This is a genomic window from Clavibacter davisi, from assembly GCF_052751415.1.
Genome location: NZ_CP199882.1, coordinates 445322 through 462513 on the forward strand (window position 1 = coordinate 445322; position 17192 = coordinate 462513).

At 75.4% G+C, this 17192-nt stretch carries 18 protein-coding genes; 10 read left to right on the forward strand and 8 right to left on the reverse strand.

The features are described from left to right. Window positions 1-167 precede the first annotated feature (167 nt). Window positions 168-674 (forward strand): Hpt domain-containing protein, encoded by a 507-nt coding sequence (locus ACU4ZT_RS02185; RefSeq protein WP_270980557.1) that lies wholly within the window; start codon window positions 168-170, stop codon window positions 672-674. A gap of 192 nt (window positions 675-866) precedes the next feature. Here ACU4ZT_RS02185 and ACU4ZT_RS02190 read toward each other — a convergent pair whose 3' ends face one another. The 3 genes from ACU4ZT_RS02190 to ACU4ZT_RS02200 form a co-directional block, all read right to left on the reverse strand. Further along, on the reverse strand, window positions 867-1724 hold the full coding sequence (locus tag ACU4ZT_RS02190; protein WP_270980556.1) for a response regulator transcription factor: 858 nt from the start codon (window positions 1722-1724) through the stop codon (window positions 867-869). 141 nt (window positions 1725-1865) lie between these two features. After that, a complete protein-coding gene (locus tag ACU4ZT_RS02195) occupies window positions 1866-2489 on the reverse strand; it encodes a hypothetical protein (RefSeq protein ID WP_445337773.1) in 624 nt (207 codons plus the stop codon). A 91-nt stretch (window positions 2490-2580) separates the two neighbouring features. Further along, window positions 2581-3417, reverse strand: a complete 837-nt coding sequence (locus ACU4ZT_RS02200; protein ID WP_445337774.1) for an exodeoxyribonuclease III — start codon at window positions 3415-3417, stop codon at window positions 2581-2583. 354 nt (window positions 3418-3771) lie between these two features. On the opposite strand from ACU4ZT_RS02200, the gene ACU4ZT_RS02205 reads away from it, so the two are divergent. Next, a complete protein-coding gene (locus ACU4ZT_RS02205; RefSeq protein ID WP_445337775.1) occupies window positions 3772-4668 on the forward strand; it encodes a hypothetical protein in 897 nt (298 codons plus the stop codon). Window positions 4669-4699: 31 nt separating this feature from the next. Here ACU4ZT_RS02205 and ACU4ZT_RS02210 read toward each other — a convergent pair whose 3' ends face one another. From ACU4ZT_RS02210 to ACU4ZT_RS02220, 3 genes are read right to left on the reverse strand one after another with little or no spacing between them, the layout of a single operon-like run. Beyond that, window positions 4700-5089: a hypothetical protein gene (locus ACU4ZT_RS02210; RefSeq protein ID WP_414748460.1), complete on the reverse strand. Its 390-nt coding sequence runs from the start codon at window positions 5087-5089 to the stop codon at window positions 4700-4702. After that, window positions 5086-5700: an Asp23/Gls24 family envelope stress response protein gene (locus tag ACU4ZT_RS02215; RefSeq protein ID WP_270980549.1), complete on the reverse strand. Its 615-nt coding sequence runs from the start codon at window positions 5698-5700 to the stop codon at window positions 5086-5088. Before ACU4ZT_RS02215 ends, ACU4ZT_RS02210 begins: the two co-directional genes overlap by 4 nt. After that, entirely contained in the window at window positions 5697-6251 is a 555-nt protein-coding gene (locus ACU4ZT_RS02220) for an RNA polymerase sigma factor (protein WP_063070351.1), read from the reverse strand. Before ACU4ZT_RS02220 ends, ACU4ZT_RS02215 begins: the two co-directional genes overlap by 4 nt. Before the next feature lie 133 nt (window positions 6252-6384). Here ACU4ZT_RS02220 and ACU4ZT_RS02225 point away from each other — a divergent pair, with 133 nt between their 5' ends. The 5 genes from ACU4ZT_RS02225 (at window position 6385) to ACU4ZT_RS02245 (ending at window position 12325) form a co-directional block, all read left to right on the forward strand. After that, window positions 6385-6882, forward strand: coding sequence for an Asp23/Gls24 family envelope stress response protein (locus ACU4ZT_RS02225; protein ID WP_063070350.1), 498 nt, complete (start codon window positions 6385-6387; stop codon window positions 6880-6882). A 101-nt stretch (window positions 6883-6983) separates the two neighbouring features. Continuing rightward, window positions 6984-7919, forward strand: coding sequence for an NAD(P)-dependent oxidoreductase (locus ACU4ZT_RS02230; RefSeq protein ID WP_270980544.1), 936 nt, complete (start codon window positions 6984-6986; stop codon window positions 7917-7919). A 66-nt stretch (window positions 7920-7985) separates the two neighbouring features. Continuing rightward, a complete protein-coding gene (gene pyrE, locus ACU4ZT_RS02235; protein WP_270980542.1) occupies window positions 7986-8540 on the forward strand; it encodes an orotate phosphoribosyltransferase in 555 nt (184 codons plus the stop codon). Beyond that, the gene (locus ACU4ZT_RS02240; RefSeq protein ID WP_445337776.1) at window positions 8540-10783 is read left to right on the forward strand and encodes a septum formation family protein; all 2244 of its coding nucleotides are present in this window, start codon (window positions 8540-8542) and stop codon (window positions 10781-10783) included. The genes pyrE and ACU4ZT_RS02240 overlap by 1 nt, the downstream gene beginning before the upstream one ends. 177 nt (window positions 10784-10960) lie before the next feature. Beyond that, complete coding sequence (locus ACU4ZT_RS02245) at window positions 10961-12325, forward strand: MFS transporter (protein WP_445337777.1); 1365 nt, start codon at window positions 10961-10963, stop codon at window positions 12323-12325. Here the strand turns inward: ACU4ZT_RS02245 and ACU4ZT_RS02250 are convergent. Then, window positions 12247-13044 carry an HAD-IIA family hydrolase gene (locus ACU4ZT_RS02250; protein WP_063072793.1) on the reverse strand — a complete coding sequence of 266 codons (798 nt, stop codon included), beginning with the start codon at window positions 13042-13044 and terminating at the stop codon, window positions 12247-12249. The genes ACU4ZT_RS02245 and ACU4ZT_RS02250 overlap by 79 nt on opposite strands. A 129-nt stretch (window positions 13045-13173) precedes the next feature. On the opposite strand from ACU4ZT_RS02250, the gene ACU4ZT_RS02255 reads away from it, so the two are divergent. Beyond that, entirely contained in the window at window positions 13174-14079 is a 906-nt protein-coding gene (locus ACU4ZT_RS02255; RefSeq protein WP_414748456.1) for a metallophosphoesterase, read from the forward strand. 74 nt (window positions 14080-14153) lie between these two features. On the opposite strand, the gene ACU4ZT_RS02260 is transcribed toward ACU4ZT_RS02255, so the two are convergent. Next, window positions 14154-14324: a CsbD family protein gene (locus ACU4ZT_RS02260; protein WP_063072795.1), complete on the reverse strand. Its 171-nt coding sequence runs from the start codon at window positions 14322-14324 to the stop codon at window positions 14154-14156. Between the two features lie 184 nt (window positions 14325-14508). On the opposite strand from ACU4ZT_RS02260, the gene ACU4ZT_RS02265 reads away from it, so the two are divergent. Together ACU4ZT_RS02265 and ACU4ZT_RS02270 are read left to right on the forward strand one after the other, a co-directional pair. Continuing rightward, a complete protein-coding gene (locus ACU4ZT_RS02265; protein ID WP_063072796.1) occupies window positions 14509-14928 on the forward strand; it encodes a PLD nuclease N-terminal domain-containing protein in 420 nt (139 codons plus the stop codon). Between the two features lie 87 nt (window positions 14929-15015). Beyond that, on the forward strand, window positions 15016-17190 hold the full coding sequence (locus ACU4ZT_RS02270) for a RecQ family ATP-dependent DNA helicase (protein WP_445337778.1): 2175 nt from the start codon (window positions 15016-15018) through the stop codon (window positions 17188-17190). The last annotated feature ends 2 nt before the right edge of the window (window positions 17191-17192 follow it).

Consider the following 17192-nt stretch of genomic DNA (forward strand, 5'->3'; position numbering starts at 1 on the left):
TGAACGCCCATGCCGCCCGTGCCCCGCAGCTCCCCCCGCTCCTCGACGTCCGCGTCCTGGAGCAGCTGCTGGTCGAGCTGTCGGACGTGCCCGGTCCCGCCCGACTGTCCGTCGTCCCCCCGACGGACACCCCCGCTGCGTCTCCCGGCGTACCCGCACCAGGAGACGTGACCCCGCAGCGCGGCCACCCCGAGCCGCGCCGCGGGAACCCGTCGTCCGGATCCCCCCGTCCGGACGACCGCCTCGCGTCCCGTGGTGCCCCCGCACCGGGACGCGGGCAGGCGCCGGCCGGGTCCCCCCGCCCGGTCGGCGCCCCCTCGCGCGCGCTGCAGGCCGCCGAGCCGCACGCGCTCCCGGACGCCGAGCACGCCTGCATCGCCTTCCTGCGCTTCTACGTCGACCTGTGGCCGAGCCGCTGGGACCGCCTCGCGCACGCGGTGGCCGACGGCGACCGCGACGCGGCCCTCGACGCCTGCCTCAGCGTCAAGTCCTCGGCCGCGATGGTGGGCGCGCTCCGCCTGAGCGCGGCGGCCGCCCAGCTCGAGTCGGCCATCCGCGGCGGGCGTCCGGAGGCGGCGCGGTTCCTCCTCGCCGGCATCGGCGAGACGGGGGAGCGGAGCATGGACGCGATGCGGTCCTGGATCCGCGCCTCGTCCGGGGCCGCGCCCGACTGAGGCCGCCCCACCAGACCCGTGCCCGCGGCCGACCCGACGGTCGAGGTGCACGCCCGACCGGCTCCCGCGACAGGCCGGATCGGATGACGGGACCGGGATCCCACCCGAGGGGACCCCGATCCACGGCGCAGCCGCCGCGGAGCCCACCGGCTCCGCGGCGGCCTCGCGCGCCCGCGTCCGGTCGCCCCGGTGTCAGTCGCGCGGCGGCGCGAGCCGGTAGCCGACGCCGCGCACCGTCTGGACCCACCGCGCCTGACGCGGATCGTCGTGCAGCTTCCGGCGGAGGTTGCCGAGGTGCACCTCGACGGCGCGCTCCTCCGGCTCGGTGGAGGAGGAGACGGCGTACGGGCCGCCGCGGATGTCGCGCACGAGGTCGCCCTTGGTGCGCACCCGGCCGCCGCTCGCGAGGATGGAGGCGAGCAGGTCGAACTCCGTGCGGGTGAGGTCGACCTGCTCGCCGTCGACCGTGACGTGGCGGGTGCCCCCGTCGAGCACGAGGCCGTTGTGGCGGAGGACGTCGGCGTCCGCGTCGTCGTCGGGCGCGGCGTCGGTGGGGAGCGCGGGCGACACCGTCGTGGTGGTGGCGAACGCGGCGGGCTGGACGGGCTCGTCCGCGGGATCCGCGGCGTCGGCGGCCGGGGAGGCGGGAGCCGCCGGAGCCGCGGGGGAGTCGCCGCCGCCGCGCGGGCGCCGCATCATCGCCGAGATGCGGGCGCGGAGCTCGCGCGGCCGGAAGGGCTTCACGATGTAGTCGTCGGCGCCGGCCTCGAGGCCGAGCAGGGTGTCGACCTCCTCGCCCTGCGCCGTGAGCATGACGATGTACGCGTCGCTCACGAGGCGGATCCGGCGCGCGGCCTCGAAGCCGTCGAAGTCGGGCAGGCCCACGTCGAGCGTGATGACGTCGGGCGCGACCTCCGCGGCGAGGCGGACGCCCTCGGACGCGGTCCCGGCGGAGTGCACCGCGAAGCCGCCCTGGCGCAGGACCACCTCGAGCAGCTGGCGGATGTCGCCGTCGTCCTCGATGACCAGAGCCACTCGTCCGCTGTCCACTACGCCCCCTCGCATGCCGCGTGGTGCGGCCGATCCCCCGGATCCGCGTCGAGCGCGTCCGGCCTCCCACGCTAGCGGAACGGCGGTGCGGCGCCCGCGCCGCCGGAGCGCCCGCTCGGGACGGTGTATGCGGCTCCCGGGTCAGGTGAGGGGCGAGGATCCGGGCACGGCCACGAGCACGAGCACCGCGCCGAGGACGTACGCCGCGAGCGACGCGGCCACCCCGATCAGGAGCACGAGCCACGGCCGGGTGCGCCCCCGGATCATGCCGACGAGGGCGACGAGGAGCGCGATGCCCGTGAGGAGCAGCGGGCCGGCGACGGCGAGCCCGTAGCCGAGCGTGAACAGGGTGTCGTCGCAGACGTACGCGTCCACGTCGCAGGCGTCGGTGACGAAGATGAGGCCCAGTCCGTACGCGGCCACGGCCCCGCCGATCAGGGCGGCCACGAGCATGCCGACCGCGGTGGTGACGAGCACGCGGCGGTCCACCCGGCGGATCCAGCGCGGCAGCCAGGCGGGGCCCGGCAGGTCCTCGTCGCGGCGGTCGCGGGCGGCGTCGCGGCGGTCGCGCGCGACGTCCCGCTCCGACGGGCGGCGGATGACCTCGGTCTCGGCCGGGTCCCGGACCGTCCGGCGCGGGACGGCGGGGACGGCCGCCTTCGGCGGAGTCGGCAGGCGTCGGGCGCGGGCGGGCGGAGCGGCGGAGCGGCGTCCGCGGTCGGCGCGGCGACCGCGCTCGGGGGTCGCGTCGTCGTCGGAGGTCACGCCACGAGACTACGGGGCACGCCCCGCGGAGCCGGAATCGGCATCGGGAGCGGCCATCGGCTCGCGACTCCGGCCGGGGCCGCGGCGCGGATCAGAAGATCATCGGCCGGTCGTCGTCGAGCTCGGTCTCCACGTCGAGGTCGACGGCCACCGGCACGTGGTCGCTCGGGCCGTCGCCCTTGCGCTCGTCGCGGTGGATGCGGGGCGCGTCCACGAGCTCCGCGAACCGCGCGCTGCCGAGGATGAAGTCGATCCGCATGCCCTCGTCGCGCGGGAACCGCAGCTGCTGGTAGTCCCAGTACGTGTAGCCCTCGGGGATCGACGGGCGCACGACGTCGGCGAGCCCGGCCTCGAGGAACGCGGCGAACGCGGCGCGCTCGGGCTCCGAGGTGTGCGTCTTGCCCTCGAAGAGCGCCGGATCCCACACGTCGGTGTCGAGCGGCGCCACGTTCCAGTCGCCCATGAGCGCGAGCGGCGTCTCCGGATCCGCCGCGAGCCAGGCGCGCGTGTCGGCAGCCAGCGCCTCGAGCCACTCGAGCTTGTAGGAGTAGTGCGGGTCGTCGAGCCCGCGGCCGTTGGGCACGTACAGGCTCCACAGGCGGATGCCCGCGACGGTCGCGCCCATCGCGCGCGCCTCGAGCGGCGGCTGGCCGGACGCGTCGGGCTTGCCGAACCGCGGCATCCCCTCGAACGTCGTCACGACGTCCTCGAGCGGCAGGCGGCTCGCGATCGCGACGCCGTTCCACTGGCTGAGCCCGTGCACGGCGACCTCGTAGCCGGCCTCCTCGAACGCCGCCATCGGGAACTGCTCGGGCTTGCACTTGATCTCCTGCATGGCCAGCACGTCGACGTCCTCGCGCACGAGCCAGTCGACGACGCGGCCCACGCGGGTGCGGATGGAGTTGACGTTCCAGGTGGCGACGCGCATGCGTCCACGGTACCGGGAGCGGGGGACCGGCCCGGCCGCGCGCGTGCCCGGTCGACAGAACACACGGACTGTCGGTCGTCTCCGTTATTGATGAGGGGCATGAGCAGATGGGCGGATCCCCAGAACATGGTCGTGGCGATCGGACCCGGAGGGACCGCGATCGACATACGCAGACCTGGGCAGTATGACCGCTGGCATTCCACGGAGTCCCGCGAAGGCCTGAGATGCATGGACTGCGATCGACCTGTGCACCCGAGGCGTCTTCATCGAGGGACGTCTTCTCAACGCGACATCCTGGCCCACACACCGCGACCGGACGAGGGCCCGGGCCTCGCGGAGGAGCAGTGTGCGGAGATGCGCGGAAGACGACGAGGGGGAGGGTGGAAGAGGGCGCTGGTCTCCGCCGTCGACGAGCATGCGCGCTCCCTCGGATACGAGACCGTCGTCGCGCCGAAGTTGGCGGCGGGGCATGTCGATCTCCTTGTGCGCACGCCGCAGGTACTTCACCTCATCCGAATCGAGCTGGAGAACGTCGAGGGGGAGGAAGCTGCCCGCGAGCACGACATCATCCGGCGGTACAGGGAGCCCCAGCGCTCCACCAGGGTTCTATGGCTGACATACGACTGCCATTGGGTCGACACGCGCATCCCCGCGTTCGGAGTGCGGCTCGTGACCGACACCTCCCGGCCGGAGGACGCGCTCGACGTCGGCGGCCTGAGCGCGATAGTCGACGCCGGGATCCTCCAGCCCGATCGGCATCAGATGCTGCGTCAGCCCGCAGTCAGTGAGTTCGGGCTAGCGCTCGTGCTCCAGCAGTACCTGGCAGGGAAGCTCCACCACGACATCGCCGGTGGCGTGGAGCGCACGGCCTATTACGGCTGGGCCAGCACCGGTAAGTGGCTTCAGATGATGCAGGCGCTCGTGCGTCGGAACCGTGCTCTGGGCAGAGAGATCCGAGACAGGATCGAGGAGCGTGACGCTGCCCTTCGCTCCGCCTCGATCGTTGAAGGAGATCTCGCGAAAGCGACATGTCGCCTTGACGAGATGAAGATCGAGCTTGCGACGAGAGAGCAGCAGCTTGCGACGAGAGAACAGCAGCTCGCGGCGAGAGATCAGCAACTCGCGGCGCTGGAAAGACGGCATTCGCAAGCAAAGGACTGCCTCAGGGCAGTGGAGGTGCTGCGCGGCACTACTTTCGGGCGTATTTATCTCCGCCGAGTCCCCGTGTACGCGGAGAAACCGTCGGACTAGCTGGTGTCACCCTCTGACGACGTCCTCGTGATCAGCCGATGCTGCCGACGCGCACCGTGACGGTCGCGAGCGCCGCGGCGTCCGCGCCGACGGCCTCGGCGAGGCGCGCGCGGATCGCGTCGACGGCGGCGCGCGCGGTGTCGCTGGCGCGGCCCGCCGCATCCACCGCGATGGACGCCTGCACGAGCACGGTGCCCTCGCCGGTCTCGACGGTGACGAGCTGCTCGGCCGCGGTCGAGGACCCGGCGACGACGCCCTCCACGACCTGCTGGGCGGCGAGCAGCATTGGCGAGCGCGGCGCGAAGACGTCGGCGACGCCCGCGACCCCGCGGAGCACCGTGGTGAGGTCGCGGGAGAGGTCGGCGGGGTCCGGGAGCGGGCCGGTGCCGGGTGCCGCGGACGCGTCGTCGTCGAGGGTCATCGTGCTGCCTCCTCCTCGGGCGCGGGTGGCGCCTGCACGTCCACCACGGTCACGTCGATGCCCTCGACGCGCAGCTCGGTGTGCCGGAGCAGGGCCGCGTGGACCCGCTCGCGCACGCGCTGCGCCAGCTCGGGCAGCGGATCCCCCCACACGACGCTCATGGTGAGCGCGACCCGGACCGGCTCGCCGGCGCGCGTCACGTCCCCGTCGAGCGTGCAGCGGCCGATGAGCACACCCGGCACCTCGTCGCCCGCCTGCCGCACGAGGGTGCGCACGGCGCCCTCGGTGAGCGCGAGGCTGACCCCCGGATCCGGGTGGGAGAGCGGGATGTCGCGCCCGGCGCGCGACTCGCGGCTGATGTGCGCGAGCACGCCGCGGAAGAAGTCGTCGCCCGGGGCCTCGGCCTCCTCGGCCTCGGCCTCCACGAGCTCGCGGCCGAGGTCGCGCATGTGCTCGAGGGCGCGGAGCGCGTTGCGGATGTCGGGGTCGTCCTCGTACGCGGCGATGCGCGGGGTGCGCCCGCGGTCGAGGTAGTCGGCGAGGGCAGCCATGTCGAGGGGCTCGCCGTCGGCGTCGAGGGCGGGTCCCCCGTGCGGTCCGGTGCCGCTCATCGCCACGCCTCCATGCTCGTCATCACCGTGGTGCGCGCCCGGGACAGCCGGCCGCGGATGGTCGAGGGCGTCGCGCCCAGCCTCTCGGCGATCTCCTCGTAGGAGAAGCCTCCCACCTCGCGCAGCATCCACACCTCGCGCTGCTCGCGCGGCAGGGCGTCGAGGACGACCGCCAGCGCGCGCATCTGCGACGACGTCTCGGCATCGCGCTCCGGCGAGGTGAGCCGGTCGGCGATCTCGTGGTCGTCGATGTCGTCGGCGGGGCGGCGCGCGCGGATCCGGTCGAGGGACTTGCGGCTGACGATCTGCAGCAGCCAGCTCTTCACGCGGTCCGGCTTCTCGAGCGTGGGCAGCCGGTCCCACGCGGTGATGAGCGCCTCCTGCACCGCGTCGTCCGCGTCGGCGCGGGATCCGGTGAGCCGGATGGCGAAGGCCCGCATGTAGGAGGCGTGCCGGCGGACCAGGACCTCGAAGGCCCGGGTGTCGCCGTCGGCCGCGCGCTCGGCGAGGATCCCGTCGCCCGCGTCCTGCAGGGAGGAGGAGAGGGCCATGCCGTACCTCCGTGTGCGCTGGGAGACGAGCCGGATCCGGGTCCGGTCCGTGACGAACCGGGGACGAGCCGCGTCTGATCCATGAGTACCACAGCAGACGCCCGTCCGACGGGCCCCGACGGTGAGGAACCGCATGAGCGACACGAACCCCAGCACCAGCCCCAGCACTCCCACTCCCACCCCCGCTCCCACCCCGGCCGACGTCACGCGCGTCGCGCCGGCATCCTCCGGCACCGTCTCCTCCGGGGCGCTCGCCGAGGGCGACACGGTCGTCGCCGACGGCGTCGTCGCGAAGGTCGCGGGCCTCGCGATCCGCGATATCCCCGGCGTGCACGCGCTCGGCGGCGGCGCGGCCCGCGTCATCGGCCAGCTCCGCGACCGCATCGGCCAGACCGACCTCACGCAGGGCGTCTCGGTCGAGACCGAAGAGTCCGGCGTCGCGTTCCAGGTGACGCTCGTCGCCGAATACGGCGTGCCGCTCCAGCAGGTCGCCGCCGACGTGCGCGCCGCCATCACGGACGCCGTCACCGAGCTCGTGGGCCGGCCGGTCACGCGGGTCGACGTGACGATCGCCGACATCGTGCTGCCGGGCGAGGGCTCCGACGACGACGCCGAGGCGCCCGCGGTCTGAGCCGTCCGCACCGCCCGACAGGCCGTCGATCCCCGCGATCGGCGGCCCGTCGTCGTGCGCGGGCGCGATGGTCTCCGATCCGGCGGGCGTACCGTCGGGGGATGACCGACGACACCGCTGCCGCGCCCGCCTCCGCCCCCGCATCCGACGGGCCGCCCCGCGTGGCGCTGCTCGGCACCGGCGTGATGGGCTCCGGCATGAGCCGCTCGATCCTTCGCGCGGGCCTCCCGCTCACGGTCTGGAACCGCAGCGCCGAGAGGGCCGCGCCCCTCGCGGACCACGGCGCGACCGTCGCGGAGAGCGCCGCCGACGCGGTGCGCGACGCCGACATCGTGGTGGTCATGCTGTTCGACCACGACGCCGTGCTCGAGGTCCTCGCCGACGTCGCGCCCGCGCTCCGCCCCGGCGCCGTGGTGCTCCAGTCGTCCACCGTGGGCGTCGAGGGCACCCGCCGGATCGCCGCGCTCGCCGCCGAGCACGGCATCCGGTTCGTGGACGCGCCCGTCCTCGGCACGCGCGGCCCCGCCGAGCAGGGCCTCCTCGTGCACCTCGTCTCCGGATCCGAGGACGACCTCGCCGTCGCGCGCCCCGTCCTCGAGGCGACCGGCTCGCGCACGGTGGTCGCCGGGTCCACCGCCGGTCCCGGATCCGCCCTCAAGCTCGCCTGCAACGCCTGGATCGCGTCCATCACCGCTGCGACGGGCCAGTCGCTCGGCCTCGCGCAGCTGCTCGGCGTCGAGCCGCGCCTCTTCCTCGACGCGATCGCGGGCGGCGCCGCCGACACCCCGTACGCGCACCTCAAGGGCGGGTCGATGCTCGCGGGCGAGCTCGCGCCGTCGTTCGCGCTCGACGGCCTGCTCAAGGACGTGACGCTCATGCTCGCCGCGCTCGACGGCGCCGACGCGCACGACTTCGACACCGCGATGCTCGAGGCGCTCCGCGAGACGTACGCGGAGGCGTCCGCCGCGGGCCACGGCGGCGACGACGTGGCGGCGGTGGGCACGGTGTTCGGCCTGCCGACCGCATCCGGCAGCTGATCCGCGTCGCGTCGCGCCCGCCCGTCGCACCTGTCGGCGCGGGCCCCCGCCCGTAGGATCGGCTGCGTGACGACCTCCGACGCGCGCCAGCAGCTCATCGCCCACATCAAGGAGGACGCCGTCTTCCACGGCGACTTCACCCTGACGAGCGGCAAGAAGGCGACCTACTACGTCGACCTGCGCCGCGTGAGCCTCGACCACCGCGTCGCGCCGCTCATCGGGCAGGTCATGCTCGACCTCATCGCCGAGGTGCCCGACGTCGCCGCCGTCGGCGGGCTGACCATGGGCGCGGATCCCATCGCCGCCGCGATCCTGCACCAGGGCGCCGCGGTCGGCCGCGGCTACGACGCGTTCGTCGTCCGCAAGGAGCCCAAGGACCACGGCCGCGGCCGCCAGGTCGAGGGGCCCGACCTCCAGGGCAAGCGCGTCATCGTCGTCGAGGACACCTCCACCACCGGCGGATCCCCGCTGAAGGCCATCGAGGCGCTCGAGAAGGTGGGCGCGGAGATCGCCGCGGTCGCCGTGGTCGTCGACCGCTCGACCGACGCCCGCGCGGTCATCGAGGCCGCCGGCCACCGCTACCTCTACGCCATCGGCCTCGAGGACCTGGGGCTCGCGTAGTGGACGGGCAGGCGCCTCCCGGCGGCGGATCCGGCCGCGACCGCGACCGCGACGACGACCCCTTCGCCGTCCGTCCCGCGACGGACGCCGACCGGGAGCGGCCCGTCCGCCCGCTGGCGCCGACCGGCTGGGGCGGCATCGAGGGCGTCGAGCCCGCGCCCGCCGACCGCGACGACGCGGAGCAGGCGGAGGCCGATGAGATCGCCGCCGCGCAGGAGGAGGGCATCGACCCCGCTCCCGCCGACGCGCCGCAGGCCCCGGCGGACGACATCCTCGCCGGCATCGCCCCGCTCGACGCGACCGAGGACGCCGACCGGATCGCCCCGCTCGACCAGGCGGACGCCTCCGCCGAGGCCGACCCCGCTGACGACGCGCCCGGCCCGGCGCCCGAGCCGGAGATCGCCGCGGCACCCGGCATCGCCGACGAGCTCGAGTTCGCGGGCGAGCCCGACCCCGGGTACGTCCCGGCGCCCGTGGACCTGCCCGCCGGGACCGTGCCGGCGGATGCGCCGCCGTCCGATGCCACGCTGCCGGATGCGCCGACGTCCGACGCGCCGACGTCCGGCGAGGTGCTGACCGGCGAGCTGGAGTCGGATCCCGAGCCCGTCGGCGACGCGACCGCCGAGCTCGTGCTCGAGCCCATCATGGACGGGGACGGCGTCGAGCGCCTCCCGGAGCCCGATGCCGACGGCGCCGTGGAGCCCGCCGTGGTGGACGCCGAGCTCGTCGAGGAGCCGGCCGCCGAGATGCCCGCGGAGACGCCCGCCGACGACCTCGTGGGCCTCACGCCCCGCGTCGACGAGGGCGTCGACGAGGACGCCGGGGTCGTCGACGATCCGGTGGGCGCGGCGGATGCCGCCGGCCGCGCCGACCCCGCGGGGCCGGCCGCGATCGAGGCGGCGCACGACGGGGACGCCGAGCCTGCCGCTGCCGCTGGTGACGCAGAGGAGCGCGACGACGCCTCCGCCCCGCTCGCGCCCGCCGCCGCGGCCGCGCGTGCCGCCGCCATGGCGTGGGCCGCCGGTGCCCCGGTGGCGGCGCCCGCTCCGGCCGAAGCCGCCGCTGCCGCTGTCGCCGCTGTCGCCCCGGCGGACGCCGCGTCGTCGGGCCCCGCTCCCGTCGCGGACGGGGCCCGCCTGTCCGACGGCGATCCCGCCCCGGCCGACGCCGACGAGCACCGTGACGCCCCGGGCTCGCCCGTCGCCGACGACCGTGACGACCGCGATCCCGTCGCGTCCGACGCCGAGCCCGTCGACGCCATCGCGCTCCTCTTCGGCGATGTCGACGATGACGAGGACGCGGACCGCCGCGTCACCGAGGCCGACCATCCCGAGCAGGACGGCGACGAGGACCGCACGCGCGTCCTCCCGACCGTCGGCGCGGTCGGCGCGGCCGCCGCAGTCGCCGGTGCCGCCGCCCCGGCCGCGCACCCGGACCGCGACGCCCCCACGGTCGCCGTGCCCGCGTCCCCGCGTCCCGACGCGGCGCCGGCGCCGGCCTCGCGTCCCGACGCCGCATCCGCATCCGCGCCCGTCCCGCCTCCGTCCGCCGCGTCGCCCGCCCCGCGCCCGCCCGCACCCCGCGCGCCCGTCCGCGACGACGCCCGCGCCGTGTCGCCCGCGTCCCCGCCCCGGGGCGCGACCGGACCCCGCGGCCCCCGTCGCACGGCCCTCTGGGTCGGCGGCGCGATCCTGCTGGTGCTCCTCCTCGTCGTCCTCTTCCTCCTGGGCCAGCGGCTGGGATCCGCCGCGTCCTCCGACGCCGCCCCCGTGGCGACCGCGACGGCCGCCGCCGAGGAGACCCCGACGCCGTCGCCGACCCCGACCCCGACGGATCCCGTGCAGGGCCCGGCCGCCGCCGGCGTGCGGGCCTGGGACGCGCTGCTCGGCGGCGAGTGCCTCGAGCCGTACACGATGCCGTGGGAGGAGGAGTTCACGGTCGTGGACTGCGGATCCGAGCACCACGCGCAGATGGTCGCCCGCGTCGCGCTGCCCCAGACCGGCGACGCGTTCCCCGGCGAGGACGCCGTGCGGGACTCCGCCGACGGGCTCTGCATCGCCGACACCGTGATCGACTACCGCGCGGCCCGCGCCTACGCGGACGTGCAGTACCAGTCGGCGTACCCCATCACGCAGGAGGAGTGGACGGCCGGCGACCGCGACGCCTACTGCTTCGTCTCGCGCGCCGGCGGCGGCACCTTCGCCGGCAGCATCGGCGTCCCGCAGCCGCCCGTCATCCCCTAGCCGGTCGGGCCGGCTGCCGCGCACCCGCCGCCTGCGGTGCGCCTCCGGTGCGCCTGCCGCCTGCCGCGCGCTCGTCGCGCGTGGGGATGGTGACGCCGCCGGATCCGCGCCCCGCCCTATCCTCGACACCCCGTGCGCGCAGGCCGCCGCACGGACGAGCGGCGGGCGGGGGATCGGATGGCGTCTCCCGTGCGACCCGGCAGCCGCGCGTTCCTCCTCCTCTGGGGCGCGCAGGCGGTCTCCTCCCTCGGGGCGAGCGCGGCGTCGTTCGCGCTCACGCTCCAGGTGTTCGCCGAGACCGGCAGCGCGCTGGCCCTGTCGGCGCTCACGGTCGTCGCCACGGTCGCCTCCATCTACTGCGCGCCGCTCACCGGCTGGCTCGCGGACCGGGTCGGCCATCGGCGCGCGGCCCTCGCGAGCAACGCGGTGCTCGCGGCCGCCTCCGTGGGCATGGCGGCGGTCTCGGCGGCGGGCCCCGGCCGGCTGCTCGCCGTCGTCTACCCGCTCACGCTCCTGTCGGCCCTCGCGTCGTCGACCCTCGCGCTGACCCTCACGGCGAGCGTGCGGCGGATGCGGCAGGAGGCCGACCTCACCCGGATCAACGGCGTCACGTCGCTGCTCCAGGACGGGCCGACGCTGCTCGCACCGGTCCTCGGGGCCGCGCTCTCCGCGACCGTGGCCCCGTCGGCCGTGTTCCTCGTCGACGCCGTGACCTCGCTCGGCTGCGTCGCCGCGCTCGTCGTGGTGCGGTGGGACGCGCCCCCGGACCGCCGGGTCGCGAACCCGTTCCGCGGCGCGCGCGACGGCATCGCGTGGATCCTCCGGCACCCCGGCCTCCGCCGCCTCCAGCTCGGCTTCGGCGCGCTCAACCTCGCCAACGGGATCGCCGCCTCCGCCACGACCGCGTACGTGCTGCTCCTCGGGGCGCGCGGCATCGGCTCCGGCGCGAGCCTCGCGGCCTTCAGCGTCGCCGGATCCGCCGGGCTCCTCGTCGGCGCCGCGCTCGTGGCCGCCCGGGGCGACCGGATCCCGCGGCTCGCCGCCATCGCGGGCGCGGCCGTGGTGCTCGGGCTCGTGGGTCGCGTCGGACTGGCGTCGACCGCGCTCCTCGGGGTGTGGATCGCCGCGGCCGTCGTCCGCAACGTCGCGCTCCAGGTGCAGGGCGCGCCGCTCACCGCCGTCTGGCAGGAGCGCACGCCGCCCGCCCGGCAGGGCGCGATCCTCGGCGCGAAGAAGCTCCTCGGCCAGGGCCTCTACCCGCCCGCCGTGCTCCTCGGCGGCGCGCTCACGGTCGCGCTGCACCCGCTCGGGCAGGAGACGGCGCTGCGGGTGGTCGTGATCGCGGGCGGCCTCGGCGAGGTGCTCGTGGGGCTCGCGATGCTGCGCTCCCGCGGCATCCGGGCGCTGCTCGCCTCGCGGGGTGCCGGGGAGGGGGCGCGGCCGGGCGGATCAGCGACGGCGCATCAGAGCTCGGACTCGACCGGCTCCGGATCGAGCAGCTCCGTGACGCCCGACAGCACCTCGTCGGGCCGGAACGGGTAGCGCTCGATCTCGGCCCGGTCGCTGATGCCCGTGAGCACGAGCACGGTGTGGAGCCCCGCCTCGATGCCCGCGATGATGTCGGTGTCCATCCGGTCGCCGATCATGCCGGTGCTCTCGGAGTGCGCGCCGATCTTGTTGAGCGCCGAGCGGAACATCATCGGGTTCGGCTTGCCGACGATGTACGGCTCCTTGCCCGTGGCCTTCGAGATGAGCGCGAGCACCGCGCCCGTCGCGGGCAGCACGCCCTCGGCGCTCGGGCCGGTCGCGTCGGGGTTCGTCGCGATGTAGCGCGCGCCGCCGTTGATGAGGCGGATCGCCCGCGTGATCGCCTCGAACGAGTAGTTGCGCGTCTCGCCGATGACCACGAAGTCGGGCTGCGTGTCGGTCATGATGAAGCCCGCCTCGTGCAGCGCCGTCGTGAGGCCGGCCTCGCCGATGACGAACGCGGATCCGCCGGGCATCTGCTGCTCGAGGAACGCGGCCGTCGCGAGGGCCGAGGTCCAGATCGCCGACTCGGGCACGTGCAGGCCGGACGCGCGGAGCCGGGCCGAGAGGTCGCGCGGCGTGAAGATGCTGTTGTTCGTGAGCACGAGGAAGGGCTTGCCCTGGTCCTGCCACTGCTGGATGAGGGCCGCCGCGCCGGGCAGGGCCTGGTTCTCGTGCACCAGCACGCCGTCCATGTCGGTGAGCCAGCAGTCCATCTCGTCGCGCGTCGCCATGGGGTTCCCTCTCGTCGTGGGACGAGGCTACCGCCGGGGCATGCGCGCCGGCCGGGCCCGCGGGACGCCGTCACCGGATGTCCGCCCGCCGTGCGCCGCGGTGTCGGCCCGCCCTCGTAGGGTCGTGGCATGCACGCACTGCCCACCGGATCCCTGCGCCTCGTCCACCTCAGCGACACCCACCTCCTCCGCGACGGCGGCCTCCATCAGGGCGTCGTCGACACAGCCGCCGCGCTCGACCGCGTGCTCGCCGCGGCCGACCGCGTGCCCGACGTGCGGCTCCTCGTCGGCTCCGGCGACCTCTCGGAGGACGGCACCCCGGAGTCGTACGCGCTCCTGCGCGAGCGGCTGGATCCGTGGGCCGCGTCGCGCGGCGCCGCCGTCGTCCTCTCGCCCGGCAACCACGACGTGCGCTCGGCCTTCCGCCTCGTGCTCGGCGACGGACATGGCAGCCCGGGCACCGACGACGGACGCGATCCCGCCGCCGTCCCGCCCGTCGACGGCGTGACGATCGTCGACGGCTGGCGCATCGCGACCCTCGACACCTCCGTGCCCGGCAAGGGCTACGGCGCCCTCCGCGAGCAGCAGCTCGACGCGCTCCGCGAGCTGCTCGCCACGCCGTCCGAGCGCGGCACGGTCCTCGTGCTCCACCACCCGCCGGTGCCCGCGCCCACGACGCTGCACGAGTCGCTCGCGCTGCAGGATCCGGGCCGGCTCGCGGAGATCGTGCGGGGGAGCGACGTGCGGGTCATCCTCTCGGGGCACTACCACCACCACATCGTGGGTTCGATCGCGGGCGTGCCGGTGCTCGTCGCGCCGGGCGTCGCGAACGAGACGGACGTGGCGGCCACGCCGGGCACGGAGCGCATCGTGCGCGGATCCGGCTTCCTCGTGGTCGACGTCGACCCGGCGGGCGGCGTCGTCTCCGTCGTGGTGCGCGCGCACGCGGTGGACGACGGCGAGGAGGTCGCGGTGCTCGACGCGGAGCTGGTGCAGCGGATCGCCGAGGCGGCGGGAGCGCCGGCGCGGGCCTGAGGCGTCCCGTCCCGCACATGACGGAGGCGGCGATCCCGTGGGGATCGCCGCCTCCGTCCGAGACCGGTGAGGGTCTACTTGAAGACGTCCTTGACGTCCTCGCCCGCCTTCTTCGCGGACGCGGCGGCCTGGTCCTTCTGGCCCTCGGCCTTGAGGCTGTCGTCGCCCTTGTGGTCGCCGAGCGCCTCCTTGGCCTTGCCCGCGATGTCCTGAGCAGCGTTCTTGATCTTGTCGTCGAGACCCATGATCTCCTCCTCACTGAGGCCACCGGATGCGGCCCTCGACTGCAATGTAGGACCGGCGGCTCCTGGATGGCTGGCAGATGCGCGGTCCGTGTCCACTGAGCGAATCGCGGGGGTGCGGGGCCCTCCGTCGCGATCGTGCAAGGCCCTTCCGTCGGGCACGGCTCCGCACCTAGGCTGCCTGACCGTGATCCTCTTCGGGCTGCTCCCCCTCCTCGTCGCCGTGTGCGCGCTCGTCGACCTCATCACGCGACCGGACGACCAGGTGAAGCACCTGCCGAAGCTCGTCTGGATCCTGCTCATCGTCTTCCTGCCGCTCATCGGCAGCATCGTGTGGTTCTGCGTCGGCCACGACTGGGACGCCCGGCGCGAGCCCGTCGGACCGCCGGACCGGAGCGCCGCCTACGAGCGCGCGGCCATGGCGGTCGACCTGCGCGTGCGCAGCACGGAGCAGCAGCTCGCCGACCTCGAGGAGGAGGAGCGGCACTACGCCCGGATCGCGCGGCTGCGGCAGCTCCAGGCCGAGCAGGCGGTGCAGGCCGCGCGGGCCCAGGGTCCCGCCCGGCCGTCGCGCGCCATCGAGCCCGGGTCCTCGCCCGAGCGGTAGTCCCTCCCCAGGTCGCGCGCCGGCGCGCTCTCCCTCCGCGGGGTCGCCGGGGAGGGCCCGGTCGGGGGCGGATGGGAGCATGGCCCCATGCCCGACACCGCCACGCCGTCCTCCTCCGCCGCGCTCTCCGACCTCCGGTCCGCCGCCCGGGAGCACCTGTCCCGGCTGGTCGGCGTCGCGGGCGCCGACTTCCACGACGGCCAGTTCGAGGCCATCGAGGCGCTCGTGCAGGACCGGTCCCGCGCCCTCGTCGTGCAGCGCACCGGATGGGGCAAGTCGGCGGTCTACTTCGTCGCGACCCTGCTCCTCCGCCAGCAGGGCCTCGGGCCCACGCTCCTCGTCTCACCGCTCCTCGCGCTCATGCGCGACCAGGTCGCCGCCGCCCGTCGGGCCGGGGTCCGCGCGGTCGCCATGAACTCCAGCAACGCCCACGAGTGGGACGACCTGCTGCGCGCGCTCGACGCCGACGAGGTCGACCTCCTGCTCGTCTCGCCCGAGCGCCTCAACAACCCGCGCTTCCGCGACGAGCAGCTCCCGGCCCTCCGTGCCCGGCTCGGCCTCCTGGTGGTCGACGAGGCGCACTGCATCTCCGACTGGGGCCACGACTTCCGGCCCGACTACCGGCGCCTGCGCGACCTCATCTCCTCCGTCGACGAGCGCGTGCCCGTGCTCGCCACCACCGCCACGGCGAACTCGCGCGTGGTGGCCGACGTGGAGGAGCAGCTGAGCGTCGGATCCACCGGCGGCGGCGCCGTCGAGACCGAGCGCGTGCCCGTGGTCACCATCCGCGGGCCGCTCGCCCGGCGCTCGCTCCGCCTCGGCGTGCTGCGGCTCGAGAACAGCCGCGACCGGCTCGGCTGGCTGCTCAGCCACCTCGACGAGCTGCCCGGCAGCGGCATCATCTACGCGCTCACGGTGTCCGCGGCGCAGGACACGGCGCGGCTGCTGCGCGACGCCGGGCACGCGGTGAAGGCGTACACGGGGCGCGACGATCCGGCCGACCGCGAGCAGGCCGAGGGCGAGCTCCAGCGCAACGAGGTCAAGGCGCTCGTCGCCACCAGCGCGCTCGGCATGGGCTTCGACAAGCCCGACCTCGGGTTCGTCGTGCACCTCGGGGCGCCGTCGTCGCCCGTCTCCTACTACCAGCAGGTCGGCCGCGCGGGCCGCGGGTCCGCCGACGCCGACGTGCTGCTCCTGCCCGGCCGCGAGGATCCGGACATCTGGCAGTACTTCGCCACGGCGTCCATGCCGGACGAGCAGCAGGCCGCGTCCGTCATCCAGACGCTCGGCGAGAGCGACCGTCCGCTGTCGGTGCCGGCGCTCGAGTCGCGGGTGTCGCTCTCGCGCAGCCGGCTCGACCTCCTCCTCAAGGTGCTCGACGTCGACGGCGCCGTGCGTCGGGACACGTCGGGCTGGTCCGCCACGGGTGTCCCGTGGGTCTACGACCGCGCCCGGTACGAGCAGGTCGCGGCGGCGCGCGTGCGGGAGCAGCAGGCCATGCTCGACTACGAGACCACCCTCGGCTGCCGCATGGAGTTCCTCCAGCGCCAGCTCGACGACGACACCGCGGCGCCGTGCGGGCGCTGCGACCGGTGCGCGGGCGCGTGGTACCCGGCGTCGCTGGATCAGCAGGCGTCGGCCACCGCGTCGCAGGCGCTCGACCGCGTCGGGCTGCCCGTCGAGCCGCGGCTCCGCTGGCCCACGGGCGCGTCGAGCGTCGGCGTGCCGCTCAGCGGCGCCATCGCGGCGGGCGAGCAGGTCGACGAGGGCCGCGCCCTCGCGCGCCTCACCGACCTCGGCTGGGGCGGGCGGCTCCGCACGGTCTTCGCCGCGGGCGCGGACGACGCGCCCGTCGACGACGCGCTCGTCGCGGCCTGCGTCCGCGTGCTCGCCGAGTGGGGCTGGGCCGAGCGTCCGCGCGCCGTCGTGCACGTGCCGTCGGCGAGCCGACCGCAGCTCGTCGGGAGCCTCGCCCAGCGCATCGCCGAGGTGGGCCGGCTGCCGTTCCTCGGGTCGCTCGACCTGGTGGATCCGGGTGCCCCCGGCGCCGCGCGCGGCAACAGCGTCTACCGGCTCGGCCGGGTGCATCCGCGGTTCCAGGTGCCGGCGCACCTCGCGGACGACCTCGCGGCGGATCCGCGTCCCGTCCTCCTGGTCGACGACCTGGTCGACACCCGGTGGACCCTCACGGTCGCCGGCCGGCTGCTGCGGAAGGCCGGCGCCACGCGCGTGCTGCCGTTCGCGCTGGCGCAGCAGGGGTAGCG

Bases quoted from the DNA above. Each gene is read 5' to 3' on its own strand.
- ACU4ZT_RS02200 (WP_445337774.1), bottom strand. From the start codon at position 3,417: ATGCGCGTCGCCACCTGGAACGTCAACTCCATCCGCACCCGCGTGGGC.
- ACU4ZT_RS02205 (WP_445337775.1), top strand. From the start codon at position 3,772: ATGCGCGGAAGACGACGAGGGGGAGGGTGGAAGAGGGCGCTGGTCTCC.
- ACU4ZT_RS02210 (WP_414748460.1), bottom strand. From the start codon at position 5,089: ATGACCCTCGACGACGACGCGTCCGCGGCACCCGGCACCGGCCCGCTC.
- ACU4ZT_RS02215 (WP_270980549.1), bottom strand. From the start codon at position 5,700: ATGAGCGGCACCGGACCGCACGGGGGACCCGCCCTCGACGCCGACGGC.
- ACU4ZT_RS02220 (WP_063070351.1), bottom strand. From the start codon at position 6,251: ATGGCCCTCTCCTCCTCCCTGCAGGACGCGGGCGACGGGATCCTCGCC.
- ACU4ZT_RS02225 (WP_063070350.1), top strand. From the start codon at position 6,385: ATGAGCGACACGAACCCCAGCACCAGCCCCAGCACTCCCACTCCCACC.
- ACU4ZT_RS02230 (WP_270980544.1), top strand. From the start codon at position 6,984: ATGACCGACGACACCGCTGCCGCGCCCGCCTCCGCCCCCGCATCCGAC.
- ACU4ZT_RS02245 (WP_445337777.1), top strand. From the start codon at position 10,961: ATGGCGTCTCCCGTGCGACCCGGCAGCCGCGCGTTCCTCCTCCTCTGG.
- ACU4ZT_RS02250 (WP_063072793.1), bottom strand. From the start codon at position 13,044: ATGGCGACGCGCGACGAGATGGACTGCTGGCTCACCGACATGGACGGC.
- ACU4ZT_RS02255 (WP_414748456.1), top strand. From the start codon at position 13,174: ATGCACGCACTGCCCACCGGATCCCTGCGCCTCGTCCACCTCAGCGAC.
- ACU4ZT_RS02260 (WP_063072795.1), bottom strand. From the start codon at position 14,324: ATGGGTCTCGACGACAAGATCAAGAACGCTGCTCAGGACATCGCGGGC.
- ACU4ZT_RS02270 (WP_445337778.1), top strand. From the start codon at position 15,016: ATGCCCGACACCGCCACGCCGTCCTCCTCCGCCGCGCTCTCCGACCTC.